The sequence below is a fragment of the Cohnella sp. GCM10020058 genome, assembly GCF_042683485.1.
Taxonomy (GTDB): domain Bacteria; phylum Bacillota; class Bacilli; order Paenibacillales; family Paenibacillaceae; genus Cohnella.
Genome location: NZ_JBHUJV010000001.1, coordinates 529,963 through 548,077 on the forward strand (window position 1 = coordinate 529,963; position 18,115 = coordinate 548,077).

Below are 18,115 nucleotides of genomic sequence, written 5' to 3' on the forward strand. Positions count from 1 at the left end.
AGGGTGAGAGGAAATGGAAAAATCGCACAGCCGGGAAAAGTTGGAGAAGCTCGTCGAACGCGCGCAGGAAATGCTGCGAACGCGATCCGCTTATTTTACGGAGGGGTCCAAGCTGGCCATCGGCGACCTGGTCGGTGAAGCGGAGCGCGCGCTGGAGGGAAATGTCGATCGGGCCTTTTCGCGCAGCCGCTCCTTTTACCGGCCAAGGGAAAAAGAAGAAATGATGTTCGCCGCACATCGCTATACGATGGCGCCGACCTACCGGAAGGAAGGCGTATTCGATTATTACGGGCTTGAGCCCGGACTGGCTTGGTTTGAGCAGCAGGATATGGGACGGCTCGCCGAGGAAGAGCTCCGCGCCAGAGCGGGCCTTGCGATCCAAAAGGCGAACGAGCTCTTGGACGGCGCGACCTTCGGGCAAGACGTCGGCTGCTACGACGCTTCGGCCGGCAGCACGCTGATAAGTGCCCTGGAAGATCTTGAGACGGCGCTGCGCGAAAAAGAAGCCGCCGATTGGAAGGACACGGCGTCGCGAGCCGTCGTTGTTTGCTTCGACCGGATTCGCGATTTTCGTTTTTCCCGGGTTTTCCGTACCGATCTCGATCCGAAGTCGAGCTTGTACTTCGCGCGCGAACAGCTTGAGGGGATCAAGCAAGCGGTACAAACCCGGCCGCTCGTTCGGGCGCAGTACGAGCGGATCGTCGGGCTCTCCGAGCGATTCAGTCCGGCATATATCGACAAGGCTATGGCGCAACTGACCAAGGAAACGTTCGATTACGACGAATTGAACGCCGATTTTTATTTGTGGAGTACGACGGACAAGATCGTGAACTTCACGGCGTCCGCGCGCGCCGTCACGGCGTCCATCGCGTTTATTCTGCCGGCGGAAGAAAACGAGCGGGACGGATTAGGCCACGTATGGATCGACGACCTGCACGTATTGTCGGCGACCGGAGGCAGCCTGGACATCGTGAACGGGGGATTCGACGAGGGCGGGCAAGCGCCCGACCGCTGGAACGCCGTTTCGATCCAAGGCAATCCCGTCCTGCGATGGGAGGACCGCTACCCGTTTTGCGGGGGAGGAGACCGGGCGCATGGCGGCACGGCGAATCCATCTTCTCAGGTCGCGTTCCATTACGCCGAAGACGCCGGCCGACGTTCGCTGTATATTTGCAATCCGACGTCTCAAGACGAAGGCTCGTGGCAGTATGAGGGAAGGTTCGCGGTACGGCCGGAGGAAGGCTATACGCTGACGTTCGCCGCCAAGATCGACGGGAAACTGAAGCGCGGCTTGCGAACCGTCATCACCTATTACGATTCGGACGAGCAGATTGCCGGCATCTACGAATATGACTTTAACCGCAAATCTTCGCTGCCGGCGGGATGGTTTCAACTGTCCATGCAGTGCAACGCCATCCGGCACGCGATGACGGGGGAGCGGATATACGCGCTGAAGGCCAAGCAGGAAATGCTGTTTACGCTTCACGATTTTTGCCAGGGAGCCGAGCATTGGCTCGCGACCAACCTGCGTCCGGAGGGAAGCGACAGCTACGGCGCCGTCCAGGGCGGCAGACTGCTGTGCAGCGCGGCGGTCAGCTATTCCTTGATCAAGGAAGCCGGCGTATTCGATCAAGCAGAAAAAGAGAAATTGTATGCTATGGTCGATTATTTGCTTCGTTATATGATCGACCTGCGCGACCGGACCGAGCTGACGCCGCAGGAGGCGCAGCATGCGAGCAGCAACTGGCAGACCGATATGTGCGCCGGCACGGTCTTTATGATGCTCGCGCTGGACGATTTTCCGAATCGCAAGCCTTGGCTCTACAACGCGCTCGCCGTATTGAAGGCGCAGCTTGAGCTGAACGTCAATCCGGACCGCTCGTGGCCCGAATCCATCCGATATCACCACGCGGCGCTGGAGCGCTTCGCTGGCATCGCCAAGGTGCTCCGCAACGTGACCGGCGACGACTGGTTCCGCACGACGCCGCTCGCCCGCATGTTCGGCTTCAGCATCGAGATGCAGACCCCGGGGTACGCGTACTTCGGCGACCGCATCGGCACGCCGCCGTTCGGCGACCATGCGCTGGGCGGCGGCGGCGAGTTCGGCAGCTTCGCCGCCTATTTCTCGGATGTCGCGAACGTGGATCGGCAGCTGGCCGACAGGATGTTCCGCACCTGGGAGAAAGCGGGGAAGCCCTTCAAGAAGCTGTGGGGAGAGGGCGTCGTGCTGGAAAATATCATGAGCGCTTGCGACGATTATGAACCGGCGGCGCCCCTGAACCTGACATCCACCCGCGCTTTTCCGAATGCCGGCATTTATGTCTTTCGCAACCGCTACGGCACGCCGGAGGAGAGCTATTTCGCCATCATGTCGAGCCCGGAGCCGATTGCGCACGGGCACCTGGACCAGGGCTCGTTCGTTCTGTATAAAAATAAAGTGCCGCTCGTCATGGACAGCGGAATCGAAGGATACTTCGACAGCAGCACGCGTTGGCATATCAGCGCCTACGCTCATGCCTGCGTGCAGTTCGCGACGGGACGGACCGATATCGTGAAGGACGGCGAAGGGGCCATCAACTTGTCGGCGGGCACCTACAGTCTGGAGCGGGGATGGGTGGACGTCCCCCGGACGAGCAAGGTCGTCGAATGCGAGCTTGGCCCCGATACGGACTCGATCGCGATCGAGATCCGCAATCCGGAGGGGAAGGGGCGGCATCTCCGGCATGTCGTTTACTGGAAGGAACCGGACCTGTACCTCATCGAGGATACGGTTAAGGACTTCGAAGGAGACATGCTGTTCAGTCTGCCCGTCGCCTCTACGGGTTCAGTCGTGCGCGGCCAGCGCGTCTATTCGCCGGGCGCTTACGGCATGGATCTGGAGACGGTATTCGTCAGCCGGGTGAAGCGGATCGGGCTGGAAAAAGGGCGGTCGACCCCGTTCTTCGATAGCGGCAATTCGGATTATTCCACGATGGAGTATATACGGGCCGTCGCGAATGCGAACGATGGATTCCTTACCTTGCTCTATCCGAAGGAACGCGGGCAAGCAGCTGTGGAAGTAGAAGAGACAGTCGACGGAGCGCTTCGAATCGCCGCCGGGAACTGGCAGACGGTATGGAAGCGCCGATGAAGCCGCCTATCTGCTTGTATCGCCGCCTCGGCCTTGAAGCGATCCTCTTAAAAAACATGATTTTCTGCTAAAAAAAGTGCGTGTCAATCCGTTCGGACTTATGTTAAATTGAAACCGTATCCGATTCCCTCATTCCTATCCGAATGGGGGAATTGTTATTTGAACTGACGGCGGGCAGGCGGAGGAAACCTATGAACAGGTGGTCGAACATCAGGCACAGCATCTTCTTCAAGTTCGCGCTCGCCTTTCTCGCGGTCGGCATCGTTCCGCTCCTCGTATTAAGCGGGTTCGCGCTCAATCAGTTCACGTCGCAAGTCGAGCGTCATACGGAGAACAATTATAACGAGATGATCTTGTACCTGAGCAAAAACGCGGACGATATTTTTCGTAGCTACAATGAATTATCGAAAACGATGTATTACAACGCGCAATATTCGTCCGATCAAGCCCCCGGTTATATCCGGGAGGAGATCGACCAAAACGCGCGCATGAATCAAATGACGATCAACGACTTTCTTAAAACGGTACTGTTCAGCGATTCGCATATCGTCAATGCATTATTCGTACGCGAATCGGACCAGAGAGTCTTCCAGCAGTCACGGATCAGCCGCTCGCTGGACCCGAACATCCCGTATCCGCCCGTGAACTGGTCGTACGCGCTGGCGTCGCAGCCAAAGGAGTTGGCGGTCTTTCCGCCGCATCTGGAAACCTATTACGCCAGTACGGACATGGTCATGACGTTCGCGCGGAGCTTCATCGATACGTCGGGCAAGCCGGGCGGACCTGTCATCGGGACGCTGTACTTCGACGTCGACCTCGACATATTCGGCCAACTGTTCAAGCAGGTCAACTTAAGCAAAAACGATCAGATGTATATCGTGGACGCGAAGGGTTACATCCTGTACAGCAATCAGTCGGACAAGCTGGGCAAACGCTTCGACGAACCCGGCATCCGCAAAGACGTAAGACGCATGCTGTTCGCCCAGCCGATGCCTTTTACGAAAGGGCAAGTCATCGGTCTGACCTCCAAGACAGACTTGTTCGCCTCCATGGAGCGGATCCGTTCGACCGTCATCCTTGTGTCGGCGATCTGTCTGCTCGCTTTGGTGCTGCTGGGCATGCTGTTTTCCAGGCGGTTTACGCTTCCGATCCTGGACATCATGAGGCATATGATCCAAGTCGAATCCGGTAATCTCGATGCCGCGGTCGAGACCCGGCGCAAAGACGAGATCGGGCGGCTCGCCCACGGCTTCAACCGGATGATCGAGCGCCTGCGCCAGTTCATCCACGACGCTTACGTCCTCGAACTGAAGCGCAAGCAGACCGAGCTGAATGCTTTAAAAAGCCAGATTCGTCCGCACTATCTATACAACACGCTGGAGGTTATCCGGATGAGCGCGGTGGCCAACGACGACGGACAGGTCGCGGATATGATCCACGCCCTGTCCGATCAACTGAAGTACGTCATCGACTATGGAGAGGAATGGGTCAGCGTAGAGCGGGAGCTCGACCATCTCCGGAATTATTTCCACTTGATCAACGTCCGGTTCGACGGCCGGATCGAGCTGAGGCTCGACGTGACCGATGATCGTCTGCTCTATGCCTCTATCCTCAAGCTCACGATCCAGCCGTTGGTAGAGAACGCAGTACAGCACGGCTTTCGCCCGAGAGTCACCAAAGGCATGGTTATGGTCACGATCGAAAGGGCCGGGGACAACGATATTGCCGTAACGGTATACGACAACGGAAGCGGCATGAGCCCGGAGGAGGTCGACCGGCTCAATCGCCGGATGGAGGACGATCTGGGGACGGCGGGCAAGAGCATCGGACTTAAAAACGTGCATGAGCGCGTCCGCCAGGCATGCGGCGCGCCGTACGGCATCCTGGTGGAGAGCAAGCCGGATATCGGCACGTCCGTCCGCATCCTGTTTCCGCTTCGAATGGAGGAGAGAGTCGGATGAGAACGATACGTATGCTGCTTGCCGACGACGAGCCGGTCATCCTGCGCGGACTGCGCAAGCTGCTGCCGTGGCACGAGCTCGGAATCGAGATCGTCGGGGAAGCCTATGACGGCCAAGAACTGCTGGACTTGATGGAAGCCTGCCATCCCGACCTCGTCATCAGCGACATCAGCATGCCGGGCTGCACCGGCATCGACGTCATCCGGCACGTGCACGAAGCCGGCTTGGACATAAAGGTCGTATTCATCAGCGCCTATCAAGAATTCGCCTACGCGCAGGACGCCGTCAAGTTTGGCGCGCTGGATTACCTGGTCAAGCCGGTCAACAAGGGCCAGCTGGAAGCGGTCGTCCGCAAAGCCATTCGCATGGCGGGCGAGCGATCCGCGCGCGCGAGGGATAAGGAGATCGCGGGCCTGTTCGAAAAGCAGAAACGGCTCGACGCGATCGAAGAGGCCCTGCAGCGGCTGATTGACGGAGACCGTTCGGCTGCGGGCAGCCTTCGATCCATGCTGTCGTTCGAAGCGCGCGCGCGGGTATCCGTCGCGTTCGGCGAGATGGACGGCATTGGCTTGGAAGGGGAAAACCGCTGGCAGGACCAGGAACGCAAGCTGATCGACTTCGCGATCGTCAACGTGCTGTCCGAGGCGGTAGCCGAGACCGGGTCGGCTATCTACTTCCGACACCGCGACCGGCACGGGATCTGTATCCTTCACGACGACGACGCTTTGCCGCAAGCGATCGCAACGGATCTTCACCAAAAAATCAACCGCTATCTGAAGATCGGATTTACGATCGGCATCGGAACCGCCGTTGACAGCCTGGAAGAGGCCTCCGTGTCTGCGCGGTACGCGGAAGAGGCTGTCAAGCTCAAGTACTTCGAAGGACTCAATCGCGTCATCTCATACGAGCCAACGGTTGCGGATGAGAGAGCGAAGTTGCGTGCGGAAGAAGCGCGCCGGCAGTTGGGCCGCTCGTTAACGCAGCCCGGCACGAGCGATGCGCCTACGTTCGGTCAACTGACGGATGCCGTCCGGAGCGCGACGCACAGGAACGCGGCAGCCGCCGTCTCGGCGGTTTACGACGCGCTTGCAGGCCTGAAGCAGGAGCTTGCGGACCTCGGCGTACCGATGGCGGAGCTCGATGCCGAATTTTCGAACCTGCTGGCCGATTTGAACGGCTTTCCGACCTTCGAGACCATGGCCCGCTACGCGTGCGCCCGCTTCGAGCAGTTAACCGATCGGGCCGCAGGATGCCTGGCCAACAAGGATTCCTTTCAAATGGCCGAGATCAAAGCTTATATCGATTCAAATTATACCGAGAATTTGACGCTTGAATCGATCGCCGCGAGAATTTACATGAACCCCTATTATTTCAGCAGTTTTTTCAAGAAGCATACCGGACGGAATTTCAAAGAGTACGTCACGGAAATACGGATGAAAAACGCGCACCGGCTGCTGCTGCAAACGGATCTGATGGTCTACGAGATCGCCGATCGGGTCGGCTACAACAACGCGAGGCACTTTAGCGACATGTTCAAGAAAAGGTACGGAAAGCTGCCGCTGGAATATAGACAGTCTCTGAAAAACTCGTAACGGTACCGCTCGCGGTTGCGATTGCAATGGCAAAAGGGAGGCGCGGGCATGCGCGGATCGAAGTTTGGGTTTCTGATTTTGGTTTTGCCGCTGCTCCTTGCATCATGCGGATCGGGAAGCGAGGAACAGCCTGCCGGAGACGTTCAAGCGGAGCCCCTCACATTGACGATCGTATTCGCAGGCGGCGATCTTGCCCATAAACAAGGCATTTCGACCGTTATTTCCGATTTCGAACGCGCTCATCCCTCCGTCGTGATTCAAGAGGAAAACGAGTCGTGGTCCGGGAGCTACGCTGATTTTCTGAAAATGAAGGACGCCGTCGGCGAGTTTCCCGACCTGGTGGAGATGCGGGACACCCAACTGTTCGCCGATGCGGGTCTGATCGCGCCGCTGCCCGCGGAGGTCGAGACGCTGCTGCAGCCCGTTCCGGCCGTGAACGGCGCCGTGTATGCGGCGCCGCTCGAAAAACCGGCGCCGCTCGGCATCATTTACAGCAAGGCGCTGTTCCGCAGGGCCGGGATCTCAGGCCCGCCCGCCGCCTTCGGCGAATTCCTGGAACTCTGCGAAAAAATCAAAGCGTCGGGCGTGAATCCGTTAGTCGTAGGCGGCAAGGATTCCTGGCATATGGGATTTTGGATCAACAAATTTTTGATCGATGAAGTCTACGCGGAGCAGCCGAACTGGAATTCGCTTCGAAGCGAACGCAGCGCGAGCTGGGGCGATTCTGGCCCGAAGCGCGCGCTGGAGCAACTTGCGCTGCTGTGGAAACAGGGCGATGTCGCGCCCGGTTATATGGATACGGCGGACAATCAGACCGTTGCCTCGCTGCTGTCGGGTCAGGCGGCGATGCTCTACACGGGTCCGTGGATGTTCAACCAGATCAAGGCGGCGGACCCGACGTTCGAATTCGGCTTTTTCGCGCTGCCCGACGCGAACGGCAAGGTTAATCTAACCAGCATGGCTGCGCCGATCGGCTGGTCGATCTCGGCCGCCGCCGCCCAAGACCCGGGCAAGCTGGAGGTTCTGAAGCAGTTTCTTCAGTTCTTTTACAGCAGCGAGGAGTATTCCAAATACCTGCAAACCGTTAACGGCATTCCGGCGACGCAGCAATCCGCTGGGGTCGTATCCACCCCGCTGATGCAGGGGATCCTGGACCTGATGGACGATCCGCGTACGGGCCAATCCGCCTTTATGAACCATTTTTGGGGAGACAATGCGCTGCCTCCGGGCTTTCGCGATTGGTTTTATCGTCGGGTGCAGGATTGGCTCAACGGTAAAACGACGCTGAACGAGCTTACGGCCGCCGCCGACAGGGAATGGGACAGGGCCAAGTCCGGCGGATGAACGGTGGAGGCGAGGCTCGCGGATTTCCTTAAGGAATTGCGGTATACGCTTAAATTTGTGACATACACGGCGTCAGTCAGGCGTGCTACTGTAGGTTAAACGCTTTCTAATTTCGTGGCGGGAGAGGTGGCCGGTGGATGAAGCGTACTAAAGCGTTACTGCTGCTTTTCTTGCTGCCGCTTTTGATTTGCGGCTGCGACCGGTTCTCTGCCGCGGGTGGTCAACAAATCACGGACTCTTCCGATGCTCCCCCTCCCGTTACGCTTCTTTTTCAGTTTTTCGGCGACAAGCCGACCGATCTGGATCTCGTGATCCGGGAGTTCGAGAAGCGCACCTCGGATTCGCTTCGCGTGAAGCTTGAGACCGAGTGGGATGCGCCCGAAGAGTACAAGCAAAAGATCAAGCTTAAGCTGGCCGCGGGCGAATCCGTCGATGCCGTGTTCGATGCCTCCTGGATGAATCTCAATCAGAACGTGGCGCAGGGCTATTATCAAGTGCTGGACAAGTATTTTAACAATGACGACTACCCCGGGCTAAAAAAAGCGTTTCCCGCCGATTATTTGGACGCGAACCGAATAAACGGCCATATTTACGCCTTGCCGTTGACGCAATTGTTTCACGATATCGAACTCGTCTTTATCCGCAAGGATCTGCGGGAGAAGTTCGGCATGCAGCCGATTCGCTCCATGACGGACCTGGAACGTTATCTGGAGCGAGTCCGCCGGGAAGAGCCGAGCATGATACCGCTCGCGCTCAAAGGAGAACGCGGATTTTATCGGATGTTCGAGAGCCAGGCCAAGCAGACGAACTACCGTGCGTCGCCAACGGCGCTGTCAGGCACAGGCGTCGCCTTTCAAGTCGTGCTGTCGGACGACGGAAAACATGTGCTGGGAGCCGCCACCTACGGGGACCCGGCCTCGGAATATGCCGATTTCCCGGCGCCGCTGAACCAGCCCGATTATTTTACGCAAGTTTTCGATCAGAACGCAGCCTGGAACCGGTTCGTGCAAACCGACGTGCTGAACGAAAGGAACGCCTTGCTTCTGCTCGAATCCGGGAAGGCCGCCGCGTCAGAGGGGACAGTCAACGATTGGGCGTCGACGAGACAGAAGCTGAAGACTGCCGTGCCCGACGCCGAATTGGAGGGCTTCGTCTACATCGATTGTCAGCGCAAACGGGAGGCCGGATGCATCGGTACCGATTACCGGGCCTGGAACGATCTGGCCATTCCCGTCACCTCCAAGCATGCGGACGAAACGATGCGGTTCCTGGATTGGTTGTTCCAAAGCCAGGAGAACCACGATCTGTTCGAGCTGGGCATCAAGGGCAAGCACTGGACCGAGGGAGCAGGAGGCGCTTATTATACCACTTCCGAGTCGTCCGATTATGCTTTTCCGGCCTTCGAGCTGACCTGGAACCCCTATCTGTCGCGTATCGGTGCCGACGTGCAGCCGGAAGTTCAGGATTTGCTTGCATACGAAGCCGATCCCGCGAGTTATTACCGGCTCCCCCTTTTGGGGTTCCAGTTCGATCCGGCCCCCGTCAAGACTGAAATCGCTAAGATTCAGCCCCTGGCCAATCAGACCATGCAGGTGCTGGGCAGCGGGCTGGACCTGAACTGGCAGGAAAGTCTGGCGGCCATGAACAAAAAGTTGAGGGGCTTGGGGTTGGAACGGATCCGGGAGGAATTGATTCGCCAGATTCAGGCCTATCTGGATAGCGGAGGCACGTAAGTAAGAAAGGCGTTACGGCTCCCGATCCATGGTCTGCCGCCACTCTAAGCTCAGTGCTCCCGACCCGGATGACGGTGGCAAGTAAACGTCTAATAGGGTATATGGAGGCCGCCGGACACCGTTCCGGCGGCCTCTTTGCGATCGTCGCCTTTTTTAGTCCGCTTGGTCCGGCGGTCATTCTCTTAAAATAGTGCGGTCAACGCTTAAACTTGGTGCATACGCCCGGCGCAATGTCCGTGATAGCATGAAGGAGCCTAAGGAAAGGAGGGAATGACGATTGAACTGGAAGCGCTACCAATAGGAAGGGATAAGTAAGTGTGAATGCAATTCCCATTCAGAGTTAACGAGGAGGAATCGTTATGAAATTAAGGCGGAATGTATCGATGATCATAATCTGGATGTTAATCCTCGGAGGTATGGGCCTGCCAAAGAGTCAGATGGATACGGCATCGGCGGCTCCCGTCAAGCTGAACACCTCCGAAATGCGGGTCGGCTATTACGGCTGGGCCGTCGAAGGCCACTCCGCAGTGGAGTTCGCGACGAGCGCTGCCAATATTTCAGCGATTACGTACGCCACGTCCGCACTGTTTGACGGCCATACAAGCACGAATACCGGCCTCGCCAAAGACACCTATATTTACTTGGACCTTGGCACGAGCGCCGTATCGCTGTCGAAGATCGCACTCACGATGAAAGCGGGAGGAGCCATATCAGGGAATTGGAAGATCTACGGTGCGAATTCGTTGTCTGCTTCCGCATCCGCATGGACGGCCATCGCGACGCCGACCGGGCTCAGCGCAGGGACAACGACCGAAATCGCCGTCTCATCTGCTTACCGGTATCTGCTGATGGGCGGATCCGACACCCCGCTCAATTCATGGATCCACACCTGGGACCAGCTCTCGGAGATCGAGCTGTACGGCACCGGCACGATCACGGCGGCCGTCACCGCATTCTCGCATCCGGGCGTTCTCCAGACGGCCTCCGGCATTCAGACGATGAAAAGCATGGTCGCCTCCCAGACAGAGCCTTGGTACTCCACGTATTCGACGCTCGTCAGCACAGTCGCCTCCTACGGAACGATCACGGCGGCCGATTATACGCTGGCTTCCATCACTCGCAGCAATAGCGGCAGCTATAACGAGATGAGGCTGGCCGCCACGAAGGCCTACAATCTGGCTTTGCTCTATACGATCTCCGGGAATAGCGCTTATGCCGCAGGTTCTCGCACGATCATGATGAAGTACGCTTCCATATTCAACGGCGTGGGCACAAGCGGCGACACAGCTTCCGTCTACGACACGAATCTGGATGTCGGCGTCGTCGCGCTAAAGTTCAGCGCGGCAGCTGAACTGCTTCGCTACAGCTATGGCGGCTGGTCAGTCGCGGACACGAACGCGCTCATCGCGATGTACGGCAAAAACGCGGGAGGCACCGCGATCAGCATGTACCAATTGCTGTCCAACGATCCCGTGCTGTCGACCTACGATATGGACAATATTACGCACGGGCACGCGGCCATTCTTCGGGAGGGCTCGATGGCGTATGCGATATTCGCCGAGGACACGACCTTGTACAATCTCGTGCGGAACGACTTCAAGGCGAACAGTACCGCGTATTACACGAATCAGGGAGGCGAGTCCTGGCAGAAAAAGCCGGACAAGAGTCAGGGCGCGAACGGTTACAGTCTGCTCTACAACTACAACGCGACGACCGGCCAGAGCAAGGAGAGCGACCGGGATCAGGCCCACGCGCTGGTCAACCTGTCTTCGTTCATTAGCATCGCCCAAATGGCTTGGATGCAGGGAGACAGCAGCTTGTACGAGTTTAACGGCCGGCTGCTCCTGAAGGCGACCGACTTCAGCGCCAGGTATAACTTGGGCTATGAGGTCGCTTCCTATGCGACAGCCTATCCATGGAACCATCACAGCGACAGCGGTATAACAACCTACGACCGGGGAAAGGTTACGGAGAATTCGTATTCGGCGGCTTATAGCTATTACAAGTTCTCCTCCTCGGCGGCGGCAAGCGAATACGCATACCTGTCCAAGCTCGTCAACAGCCCGGTATACGCGACGGATCGCAACAGTTATGACGTTGCCGGTTTTGGCGCGCTGACCGCATCCGCGCCGGGACGCGCCTCGGATTACGCGAGCATGGTGACGCCGGCGAACAACGCGGTTCATTGGAAGGATGCCGGCGTAGCCAGCATGCTGGACGGCGCATACCCCGTCTACGGCGAATACGCGACCGGTTTTGTCAGCGGCAGCTCGAGAGATTACAGCAATTTGAGGTTGGCCGGTACGAACGCGATCGCGGCACTGCCGTATACCTCCTTCAGCGGAGTCAACAAAGCGAACGTCCGTTACTCGAGTACGGGGACGGGAACACTGGAGATTCGAACCGCCAGTCGATCCGGCACGCTCACAGGCCAGCCGGAGGCTTATGGGGACGGAGCAAGCCACGGAGACAGAGGCACCCTGATCGCCTCGATCCCAATCGGCAATACGGGCAGTCTGAATACGTATACGACGACATCGCTTGCGGGCAACATTCTCTCGACCGCCGGCCTGACTGGCGGCAGCGTGACCGGCAACTACATGATCTTCGTCGTTTTTAAAGGGGCCAGCGCGAACGCCAGCATGAATTTGCTTTATCTGACCTTCTAAAAAGGACGCATGTTAGGGAGGGCTGTCCCAAACGTCATGAAAATGACCCAGGGGCAAAACGGGATGAAGCAGAGTCACTTTCTGCCTCATCCCGTTTGTATTTTTGGCCGACTGCTGCATGCCCATTTGTGTCTGTGGTCCCATCCGCTACGAATACACGATAATATCTTCCTTATGGATAACGCAGTTCTCAATGATATACGGAGCTCTTGTATCTTCTTGCAGGGCATGAAACTTCAGCCCTTGCAGCGAGAGACGTTCAACGTTTCTGACATCCATAAAGGTGGTCCGGCTCCAGGTCGGATCATAATTTTCGGATACCTTCAGAGGATGATCGAATCGCATATCCCAAACCTTCGGATATTCTGCGGGAATATCTTCTTTCCTTACGCCTCCCACAAACGTATAGGTCATATTTTTGATCGTTAAATCGCGAATCGGGTAGCTGTCGCAAGCATCGACCCGGATTCCGTTAAAGGAAGGACAGCCCATCACATCATCGGTGAAGCGATAATGCGTGTTCATCATTTCATCGTCATCCGTCGCGAAATGTCGGACAACATGATCCGCGCCATGGTGCCGATTTCCGGCATATCGTTCAGGCCGATCGAAGATCCGATCTCGTCAAGCCGATTGTTCAAGAGGATAAAGATCGGCCGCGTTACATTTCGCATAACGAGGCCTTGGGCGACGATGTCGGTAATGCTGCCGCCCTCCGTACATTCGATCTTGATTCCTTCACGCCACACATTTTCAAACGTACAGTTTTGAATCGTTACGTTCGAGATATCGCCTACGGACTTGAGTCCGATCCGTATGCCCGCGCAGATGGACGTAAAATGACAATTCGTAATATGCACGTTTTTCATCGGATAGTCTTTGCTGCTTGCTTGCAAGCATAGATTGTCGTCTGTCCCGAGGATTTTGCAATTGGAAACAAAGACGTTTCGGCAGCCGTCGTAATCCAGCCCGTCCCCGTTATATCTTCTGTCGTTGCGGATGTCCAAGTCCTCGCACCATATATTTTCGCTATCCAGGAAGGCGGTTGTCCATGCCGTCGAATTGTAGAGCCGCAGCCCTTTGACGTGAATGTTTTTGCATCGCAGAAACCGCATCATCATCGGACGGTAGATGCTGCCTTCATTCGGAAAGCATTCAGCGTTCCCGTTAATCTCGCCCTGGCCGACAATGCCGATGTTCGAAGCGTCCTCTGCATAAATGAAGCATTTATCCATGTCTTTTTCATGGGTATAACGATTATAGTGCGTCCCGTCGGGAAAGTCGCCGATGTCCGGATTGGCCAGCAAGGTTGCCGACGGATTGACCTGCAGGTAAACATTGGACTTCAAAAATATCGTCCCGGAGACAAAGGTTCCGCCTGAGAGCACGACATAGCCGCCTCCAGCGTTAAAACATTCGTCAATCGCTTTTTGAATGGCTTGCGTGTCTATTGTAAAACCATCGCCTATAGCGCCGTACTTTTTCACGTCAAATAAATCCGGCATGACTCGTTTCCTCCCATTTGATTGTTTTATTCTGCCACTTTCGCTTCAGAGGCGGCGCTGCGCAGGAATCGAGCAGCGCAAGCCGTTTCACCTCGCCTCGCGTTTTCATTTCTCTAAGCCTAACAGATCGTCCTGAACACCGGAACGCACAATTTTAAGCGGAAATCGCATGTTTTTGAGCATAACGGAATCACGCTAAATGTGAGCTCGACGCGGGACAGCTGGCAAACGATTACGAGGGCAGGCTAGGCTTCGCGGGCATTTTTTCATACAGAGAGATTTAAGCCTCGCTCTCCGGCAAGCGGCCTGGTGCCTATCTCGCTGCAGCTGCGACATGCTCCATGCGTCTTAAGAAACCGCGATCTATGCTTAAAAAGCTTCATTCAAGGCCGTTCGGCTACATGGTAGAGTTAACGCAGGCAAATGAAAAGCGCTACGATTACAGGCAAAGGAGGAAGCGCCTTGAAACAATCCGCAGTTATCCAGACCAAGGCTGCCCCCGTCGCAACCGAGAAAAAAAGAGGCACATTCCGGACCGAGATTCGCAGAAACGGGCTGCTTTACCTGCTGACGCTGCCCGGGATCTTGCTCATATTCGTGTTCTCTTATCTTCCGATGGGCGGCATCGTGGTCGCATTCCAGAACTTCAACGCGATCAAGGGCATCACGGGCAGCGAATTCGTCGGCTTCAAAAACTTTTCGTTTTTCGTCGAGTCGCGAGAGGTGCTGCACGTCATTTTCAACACGCTGTTTTTGAACGCACTGTTTATTTTGTGCGGCACACTGGCATCCGTCGGGATCGCCGTCATGTTCTCCGAGCTCGGGGGGAAATGGTTCAAACGGATCGTGCAGTCGCTGGTCACGCTGCCGAATTTTCTGTCGTGGACGGTCATCGCGATGTTCGTGACCGCGCTGCTCTCGAGCGACAACGGCATGTTGAACAAATGGCTGGAAGCTTTCGGCATCGGCCCCATCGCTTATTTTAACGTGCCGCATATGTGGCCGTGGATCCTCGTCTTGATCAAGGTTTGGCAGGGGGCCGGCTTCGGTTCGATCGTATACCTCGCGACGATCACGGGCATCAACCCGGACATTTACGAATCCGCCTCGATCGACGGCGCGAGCCGCTGGGAGAAAATTCGCTTCATCACGCTGCCGCTGCTGAAGCCGACGATCATCCTCATGATCCTGCTTGCCATGGGCGGCATCTTCTACGGCGACTTCGGCATGATCTATGCACTGGTCGGCAGGAACGTCATGCTGTATCCGACGACCGATGTCATCGACACATACGTCTACCGGGCGCTGATGGACCTCGGCGACATGGGCATGGCGGCAGCGGTAGGTGTGTTCCAATCCGTTATAGGTTTCATCCTGGTCGTCACGGTCAATCAACTCGCGCGCAAATTCAGTCCCGATTCCGCGCTCTTCTAATCTTTTGCGAAAGCTGGTGCAGCCGTGATCAAAGAAAGTCAAGGCGACAGACTTCTTAAAGCCGTTATGTACATCGTTCTTACTTTGTTCGCCATCTACTGCGTAACGCCTTTTATATCCGTCATCAGCAGCTCGCTGACGTCAGAAGCGTCCATTTTGCGCGACGGATACTCCATTATACCGCGGGATTTCACGTTGGACGCCTACAAGCTAATTTTCAAAGACGCAACAATCTATCGGGCTTACGGCGTGACGGTATTCGTGACGGTGGTCGGTACCGGGCTCGCAATGCTCGTGACTTGTGCGCTGGCATACGCGCTGTCGATCCGCACCTTGAAGTACCGCAACGGCATTAACTTTTACGTGTACTTCACGATGCTGTTCCACGGCGGTCTCGTCGCCAATTACCTGCTCATCTCCAAATACCTCGGCATGCGGGATTCAATCTGGGTGCTGATTATCCCGGCGCTGCTCAGTCCATGGAACATGTTCCTCATGCGGAATTTCTTCAAGTCCGTCGACGAATCGCTCGCCGAATCCGCGAAGATCGACGGAGCGAACGATCTGTATATCTTTTTCAAGATCGTGCTGCCGATCTCGCTGCCGGCGCTGGCCACGGTCGGACTTTTCTACGCCATGGGCTTCTGGAACAAGTGGTTCGAGGCCATGCTGTTCATCTCGGACGAGCATAAGTTCCCGCTGCAATATCTGATTATGCGCATCATGAACAACGCGGAATTCGCCAATCAGCTATCCTCGCAGATCTCGCTGCCCAACTACGTCGTTCCGACGCTGACGACGCGGCTGGCGACGACGGTCGTGACGATCGGACCGATTATTTTCCTCTATCCGTTCCTGCAGAAGTACTTTGTCAAGGGTCTCATGGTCGGCGCCGTGAAAGGTTAATTCAGGCTAAATTCGCCGCCTCACGGCGACGGTTTGGTATAGATGCACGACAATAAAAGGGAGGTAACAAGATGAAAGGCAATCGGACAGGCAAGTTGAAAGGGCTTTCGATGTTGGCGCTCTCCACGGCGCTGACGGCTTCGCTCGCCGCCTGCGGCAACAACGGCAACAACAATGGAAATAATGCCGGCCCGAGCGAGTCCGGTGCGAGCGCGTCCAGCGGCTCAGCCACACAATCGGCAGGTGGCGCGGATACGGCCAAACCCGTCACGCTGAAGGTCATGCTGTTCGGCGACAAGCCGATCGACATGGATAAGGTATTGCAGAAGTTCGAATCCGATACGAAGGATACGCTCAATACGAAGATGGATATCGAATGGAACCCGAACGCGGACCACAAGCAGAAGCTTACGCTCAAAATGACCTCGGGCGAGGCGGTAGACGCCGCGTTCGATGCGCCTTGGATGTCGCTCAACCAGAACGTGACGCTCGGCTACTACCAGCAGCTCGACAAGTACTTCAACAACGACGAGTATCCGGGATTAAAAAAGGCTTTCTCCGAGGACTTTCTGAACGCGAACAAAATCAACGGTCACATCTATTCCATTCCGCTGACCAACGCCTTCTACGATATCGACGTCGTATACATTCGCAAGGATCTGCGGGAGAAATACGGCATGGAGCCGATCCAGAGCTACGAGGACCTGCAAAAATATCTCGACAACGTCCAGCAGAACGAGAAGGGCATGATCCCGTTCGCGCTTAAGGGAGACCGCGGCTTCTATAAGCTGTTCAACAACGAGGACAAGATCACGAACGCCAAAATGATCTCCGGCACGAGTCCCGGGTTCTACGTCTATCTGTCCGAGGACGGCAAGAAGGTGATCGGAGCCACGACGCTCGGCGACGACGCGTCCAAGTACGCGAATCTGCCGGCTCCTTACTCGGATCCGTACTACTTTTTTCCGCAATACGACAAGGCGGTGGCGTGGAACAAATACGTGCAGAAGGACGTGCTGTCCGAGAAGGATCCTTCCATCCTGTTCGTCGGCGGCAAGTCGGCCGCAAACGAAGGTACAATCAACGGCGCTGCGCAGATTCGTCAGCGCTTGAAATCTGCCCTGCCGAACGCCGATATCGAAACCTTTGTATACAATTCGCATATGCGCAACATGGAACCGGGAGCGATCGGAACGGACTATAAAGCGTGGAACGACATCGTGATTCCGGTCACCTCGAAAAACGCGGACCGGACGATGAAGTTCTTCGACTGGGTGTTCAGTAGCCAAGAAAACCACGACCTGCTTGAACTGGGCATCCAAGGAGAGCATTGGACACCGGACGGCGACCGCTATTACAAAATGACCGACAAAACGTCGAACTATATCTTCCCGACCTACGAGTTCACCTGGAATCCGACGATGTCTCGCATTAACGGCGATAACGACGAAGCGACGCTGAAGCTGCTGGATTATCAATCGAAGGATGATACGTATTATTTGCAGCCGTTGTCGGGCTTCACGTTTAACGTCGAGCCGGTCAAGTCGGAGCTCGCGAAGCTGTCGCCGATCGCCGCCCAGTTCGATCCGGTATTCAAGAGCGGTCTTTCCAAGGACTGGAAGGATACGGCGACGAAAATGAACAAGCAAATGGCGTCCTCGGGACTTGAGAAGGTCCGCCAGGAATTGATCAATCAGGTTCAAGCGTTCCTGGATGCCGGAGGCAAGTAACAGGTCAAGTACGGAATACAATGGCCGCCGGATATCTTTCCGGCGGCTTTCCGTTCGCCGGGCAGGCAGCCTGTTTTTGGCAGCTTATTGTAAGATATAACGAATTTCTGG

The 18,115-nt window shown here is 56.2% G+C and carries 11 protein-coding genes; 9 read left to right on the top strand and 2 right to left on the bottom strand.

The genetic code is table 11. From position 1 onward, the window contains the following. The first annotated feature begins 13 nt into the window (after window positions 1–13). From ACFSR7_RS02160 to ACFSR7_RS02185, 6 genes are all read left to right on the top strand, one after another. Window positions 14–3,130 carry a heparinase II/III domain-containing protein gene (locus ACFSR7_RS02160; protein ID WP_378158741.1) on the top strand — a complete coding sequence of 1,039 codons (3,117 nt, stop codon included), beginning with the start codon at window positions 14–16 and terminating at the stop codon, window positions 3,128–3,130. Between the two features lie 191 nt (window positions 3,131–3,321). Further along, a complete protein-coding gene (locus ACFSR7_RS02165; RefSeq protein ID WP_378158743.1) occupies window positions 3,322–5,091 on the top strand; it encodes a cache domain-containing sensor histidine kinase in 1,770 nt (589 codons plus the stop codon). Next, window positions 5,088–6,683, top strand: coding sequence for a response regulator (locus tag ACFSR7_RS02170; protein WP_378158744.1), 1,596 nt, complete (start codon window positions 5,088–5,090; stop codon window positions 6,681–6,683). The genes ACFSR7_RS02165 and ACFSR7_RS02170 overlap by 4 nt, the downstream gene beginning before the upstream one ends. Before the next feature lie 48 nt (window positions 6,684–6,731). Further along, window positions 6,732–8,027 (top strand): ABC transporter substrate-binding protein, encoded by a 1,296-nt coding sequence (locus ACFSR7_RS02175; protein ID WP_378158745.1) that lies wholly within the window; start codon window positions 6,732–6,734, stop codon window positions 8,025–8,027. 137 nt (window positions 8,028–8,164) lie between these two features. Further along, window positions 8,165–9,760 carry an extracellular solute-binding protein gene (locus ACFSR7_RS02180; RefSeq protein ID WP_378158746.1) on the top strand — a complete coding sequence of 532 codons (1,596 nt, stop codon included), beginning with the start codon at window positions 8,165–8,167 and terminating at the stop codon, window positions 9,758–9,760. Between the two features lie 416 nt (window positions 9,761–10,176). Further along, window positions 10,177–12,429: a carbohydrate-binding protein gene (locus ACFSR7_RS02185; RefSeq protein WP_378158748.1), complete on the top strand. Its 2,253-nt coding sequence runs from the start codon at window positions 10,177–10,179 to the stop codon at window positions 12,427–12,429. A 147-nt stretch (window positions 12,430–12,576) separates the two neighbouring features. Here the strand turns inward: ACFSR7_RS02185 and ACFSR7_RS02190 are convergent, their stop codons facing one another. After that, entirely contained in the window at window positions 12,577–12,957 is a 381-nt protein-coding gene (locus ACFSR7_RS02190; RefSeq protein WP_378158749.1) for a hypothetical protein, read from the bottom strand. Continuing rightward, complete coding sequence (locus ACFSR7_RS02195) at window positions 12,954–13,934, bottom strand: glycoside hydrolase family 28 protein (protein WP_378158750.1); 981 nt, start codon at window positions 13,932–13,934, stop codon at window positions 12,954–12,956. The genes ACFSR7_RS02190 and ACFSR7_RS02195 overlap by 4 nt, the downstream gene beginning before the upstream one ends. A gap of 423 nt (window positions 13,935–14,357) precedes the next feature. On the opposite strand from ACFSR7_RS02195, the gene ACFSR7_RS02200 reads away from it, so the two are divergent. From ACFSR7_RS02200 to ACFSR7_RS02210, 3 genes are all read left to right on the top strand, one after another. Next, window positions 14,358–15,368, top strand: coding sequence for an ABC transporter permease (locus tag ACFSR7_RS02200; protein ID WP_378158751.1), 1,011 nt, complete (start codon window positions 14,358–14,360; stop codon window positions 15,366–15,368). A gap of 24 nt (window positions 15,369–15,392) precedes the next feature. Beyond that, the gene (locus ACFSR7_RS02205; RefSeq protein ID WP_378158752.1) at window positions 15,393–16,274 is read left to right on the top strand and encodes a carbohydrate ABC transporter permease; all 882 of its coding nucleotides are present in this window, start codon (window positions 15,393–15,395) and stop codon (window positions 16,272–16,274) included. Window positions 16,275–16,345: 71 nt separating this feature from the next. Then, on the top strand, window positions 16,346–18,004 hold the full coding sequence (locus ACFSR7_RS02210) for an ABC transporter substrate-binding protein (RefSeq protein ID WP_378158754.1): 1,659 nt from the start codon (window positions 16,346–16,348) through the stop codon (window positions 18,002–18,004). Window positions 18,005–18,115 lie beyond the last annotated feature (111 nt).

What these genes read in the sequence shown, in the direction of transcription:
- ACFSR7_RS02160 (WP_378158741.1), top strand. Translation starts at nt 14, where the DNA reads ATGGAAAAATCGCACAGCCGGGAAAAGTTGGAGAAGCTCGTCGAACGC.
- ACFSR7_RS02165 (WP_378158743.1), top strand. Translation starts at nt 3,322, where the DNA reads ATGAACAGGTGGTCGAACATCAGGCACAGCATCTTCTTCAAGTTCGCG.
- ACFSR7_RS02170 (WP_378158744.1), top strand. Translation starts at nt 5,088, where the DNA reads ATGAGAACGATACGTATGCTGCTTGCCGACGACGAGCCGGTCATCCTG.
- ACFSR7_RS02175 (WP_378158745.1), top strand. Translation starts at nt 6,732, where the DNA reads ATGCGCGGATCGAAGTTTGGGTTTCTGATTTTGGTTTTGCCGCTGCTC.
- ACFSR7_RS02180 (WP_378158746.1), top strand. Translation starts at nt 8,165, where the DNA reads ATGAAGCGTACTAAAGCGTTACTGCTGCTTTTCTTGCTGCCGCTTTTG.
- ACFSR7_RS02185 (WP_378158748.1), top strand. Translation starts at nt 10,177, where the DNA reads ATGGGCCTGCCAAAGAGTCAGATGGATACGGCATCGGCGGCTCCCGTC.
- ACFSR7_RS02190 (WP_378158749.1), bottom strand. Translation starts at nt 12,957, where the DNA reads ATGATGAACACGCATTATCGCTTCACCGATGATGTGATGGGCTGTCCT.
- ACFSR7_RS02195 (WP_378158750.1), bottom strand. Translation starts at nt 13,934, where the DNA reads ATGCCGGATTTATTTGACGTGAAAAAGTACGGCGCTATAGGCGATGGT.
- ACFSR7_RS02200 (WP_378158751.1), top strand. Translation starts at nt 14,358, where the DNA reads ATGAAAAGCGCTACGATTACAGGCAAAGGAGGAAGCGCCTTGAAACAA.
- ACFSR7_RS02210 (WP_378158754.1), top strand. Translation starts at nt 16,346, where the DNA reads ATGAAAGGCAATCGGACAGGCAAGTTGAAAGGGCTTTCGATGTTGGCG.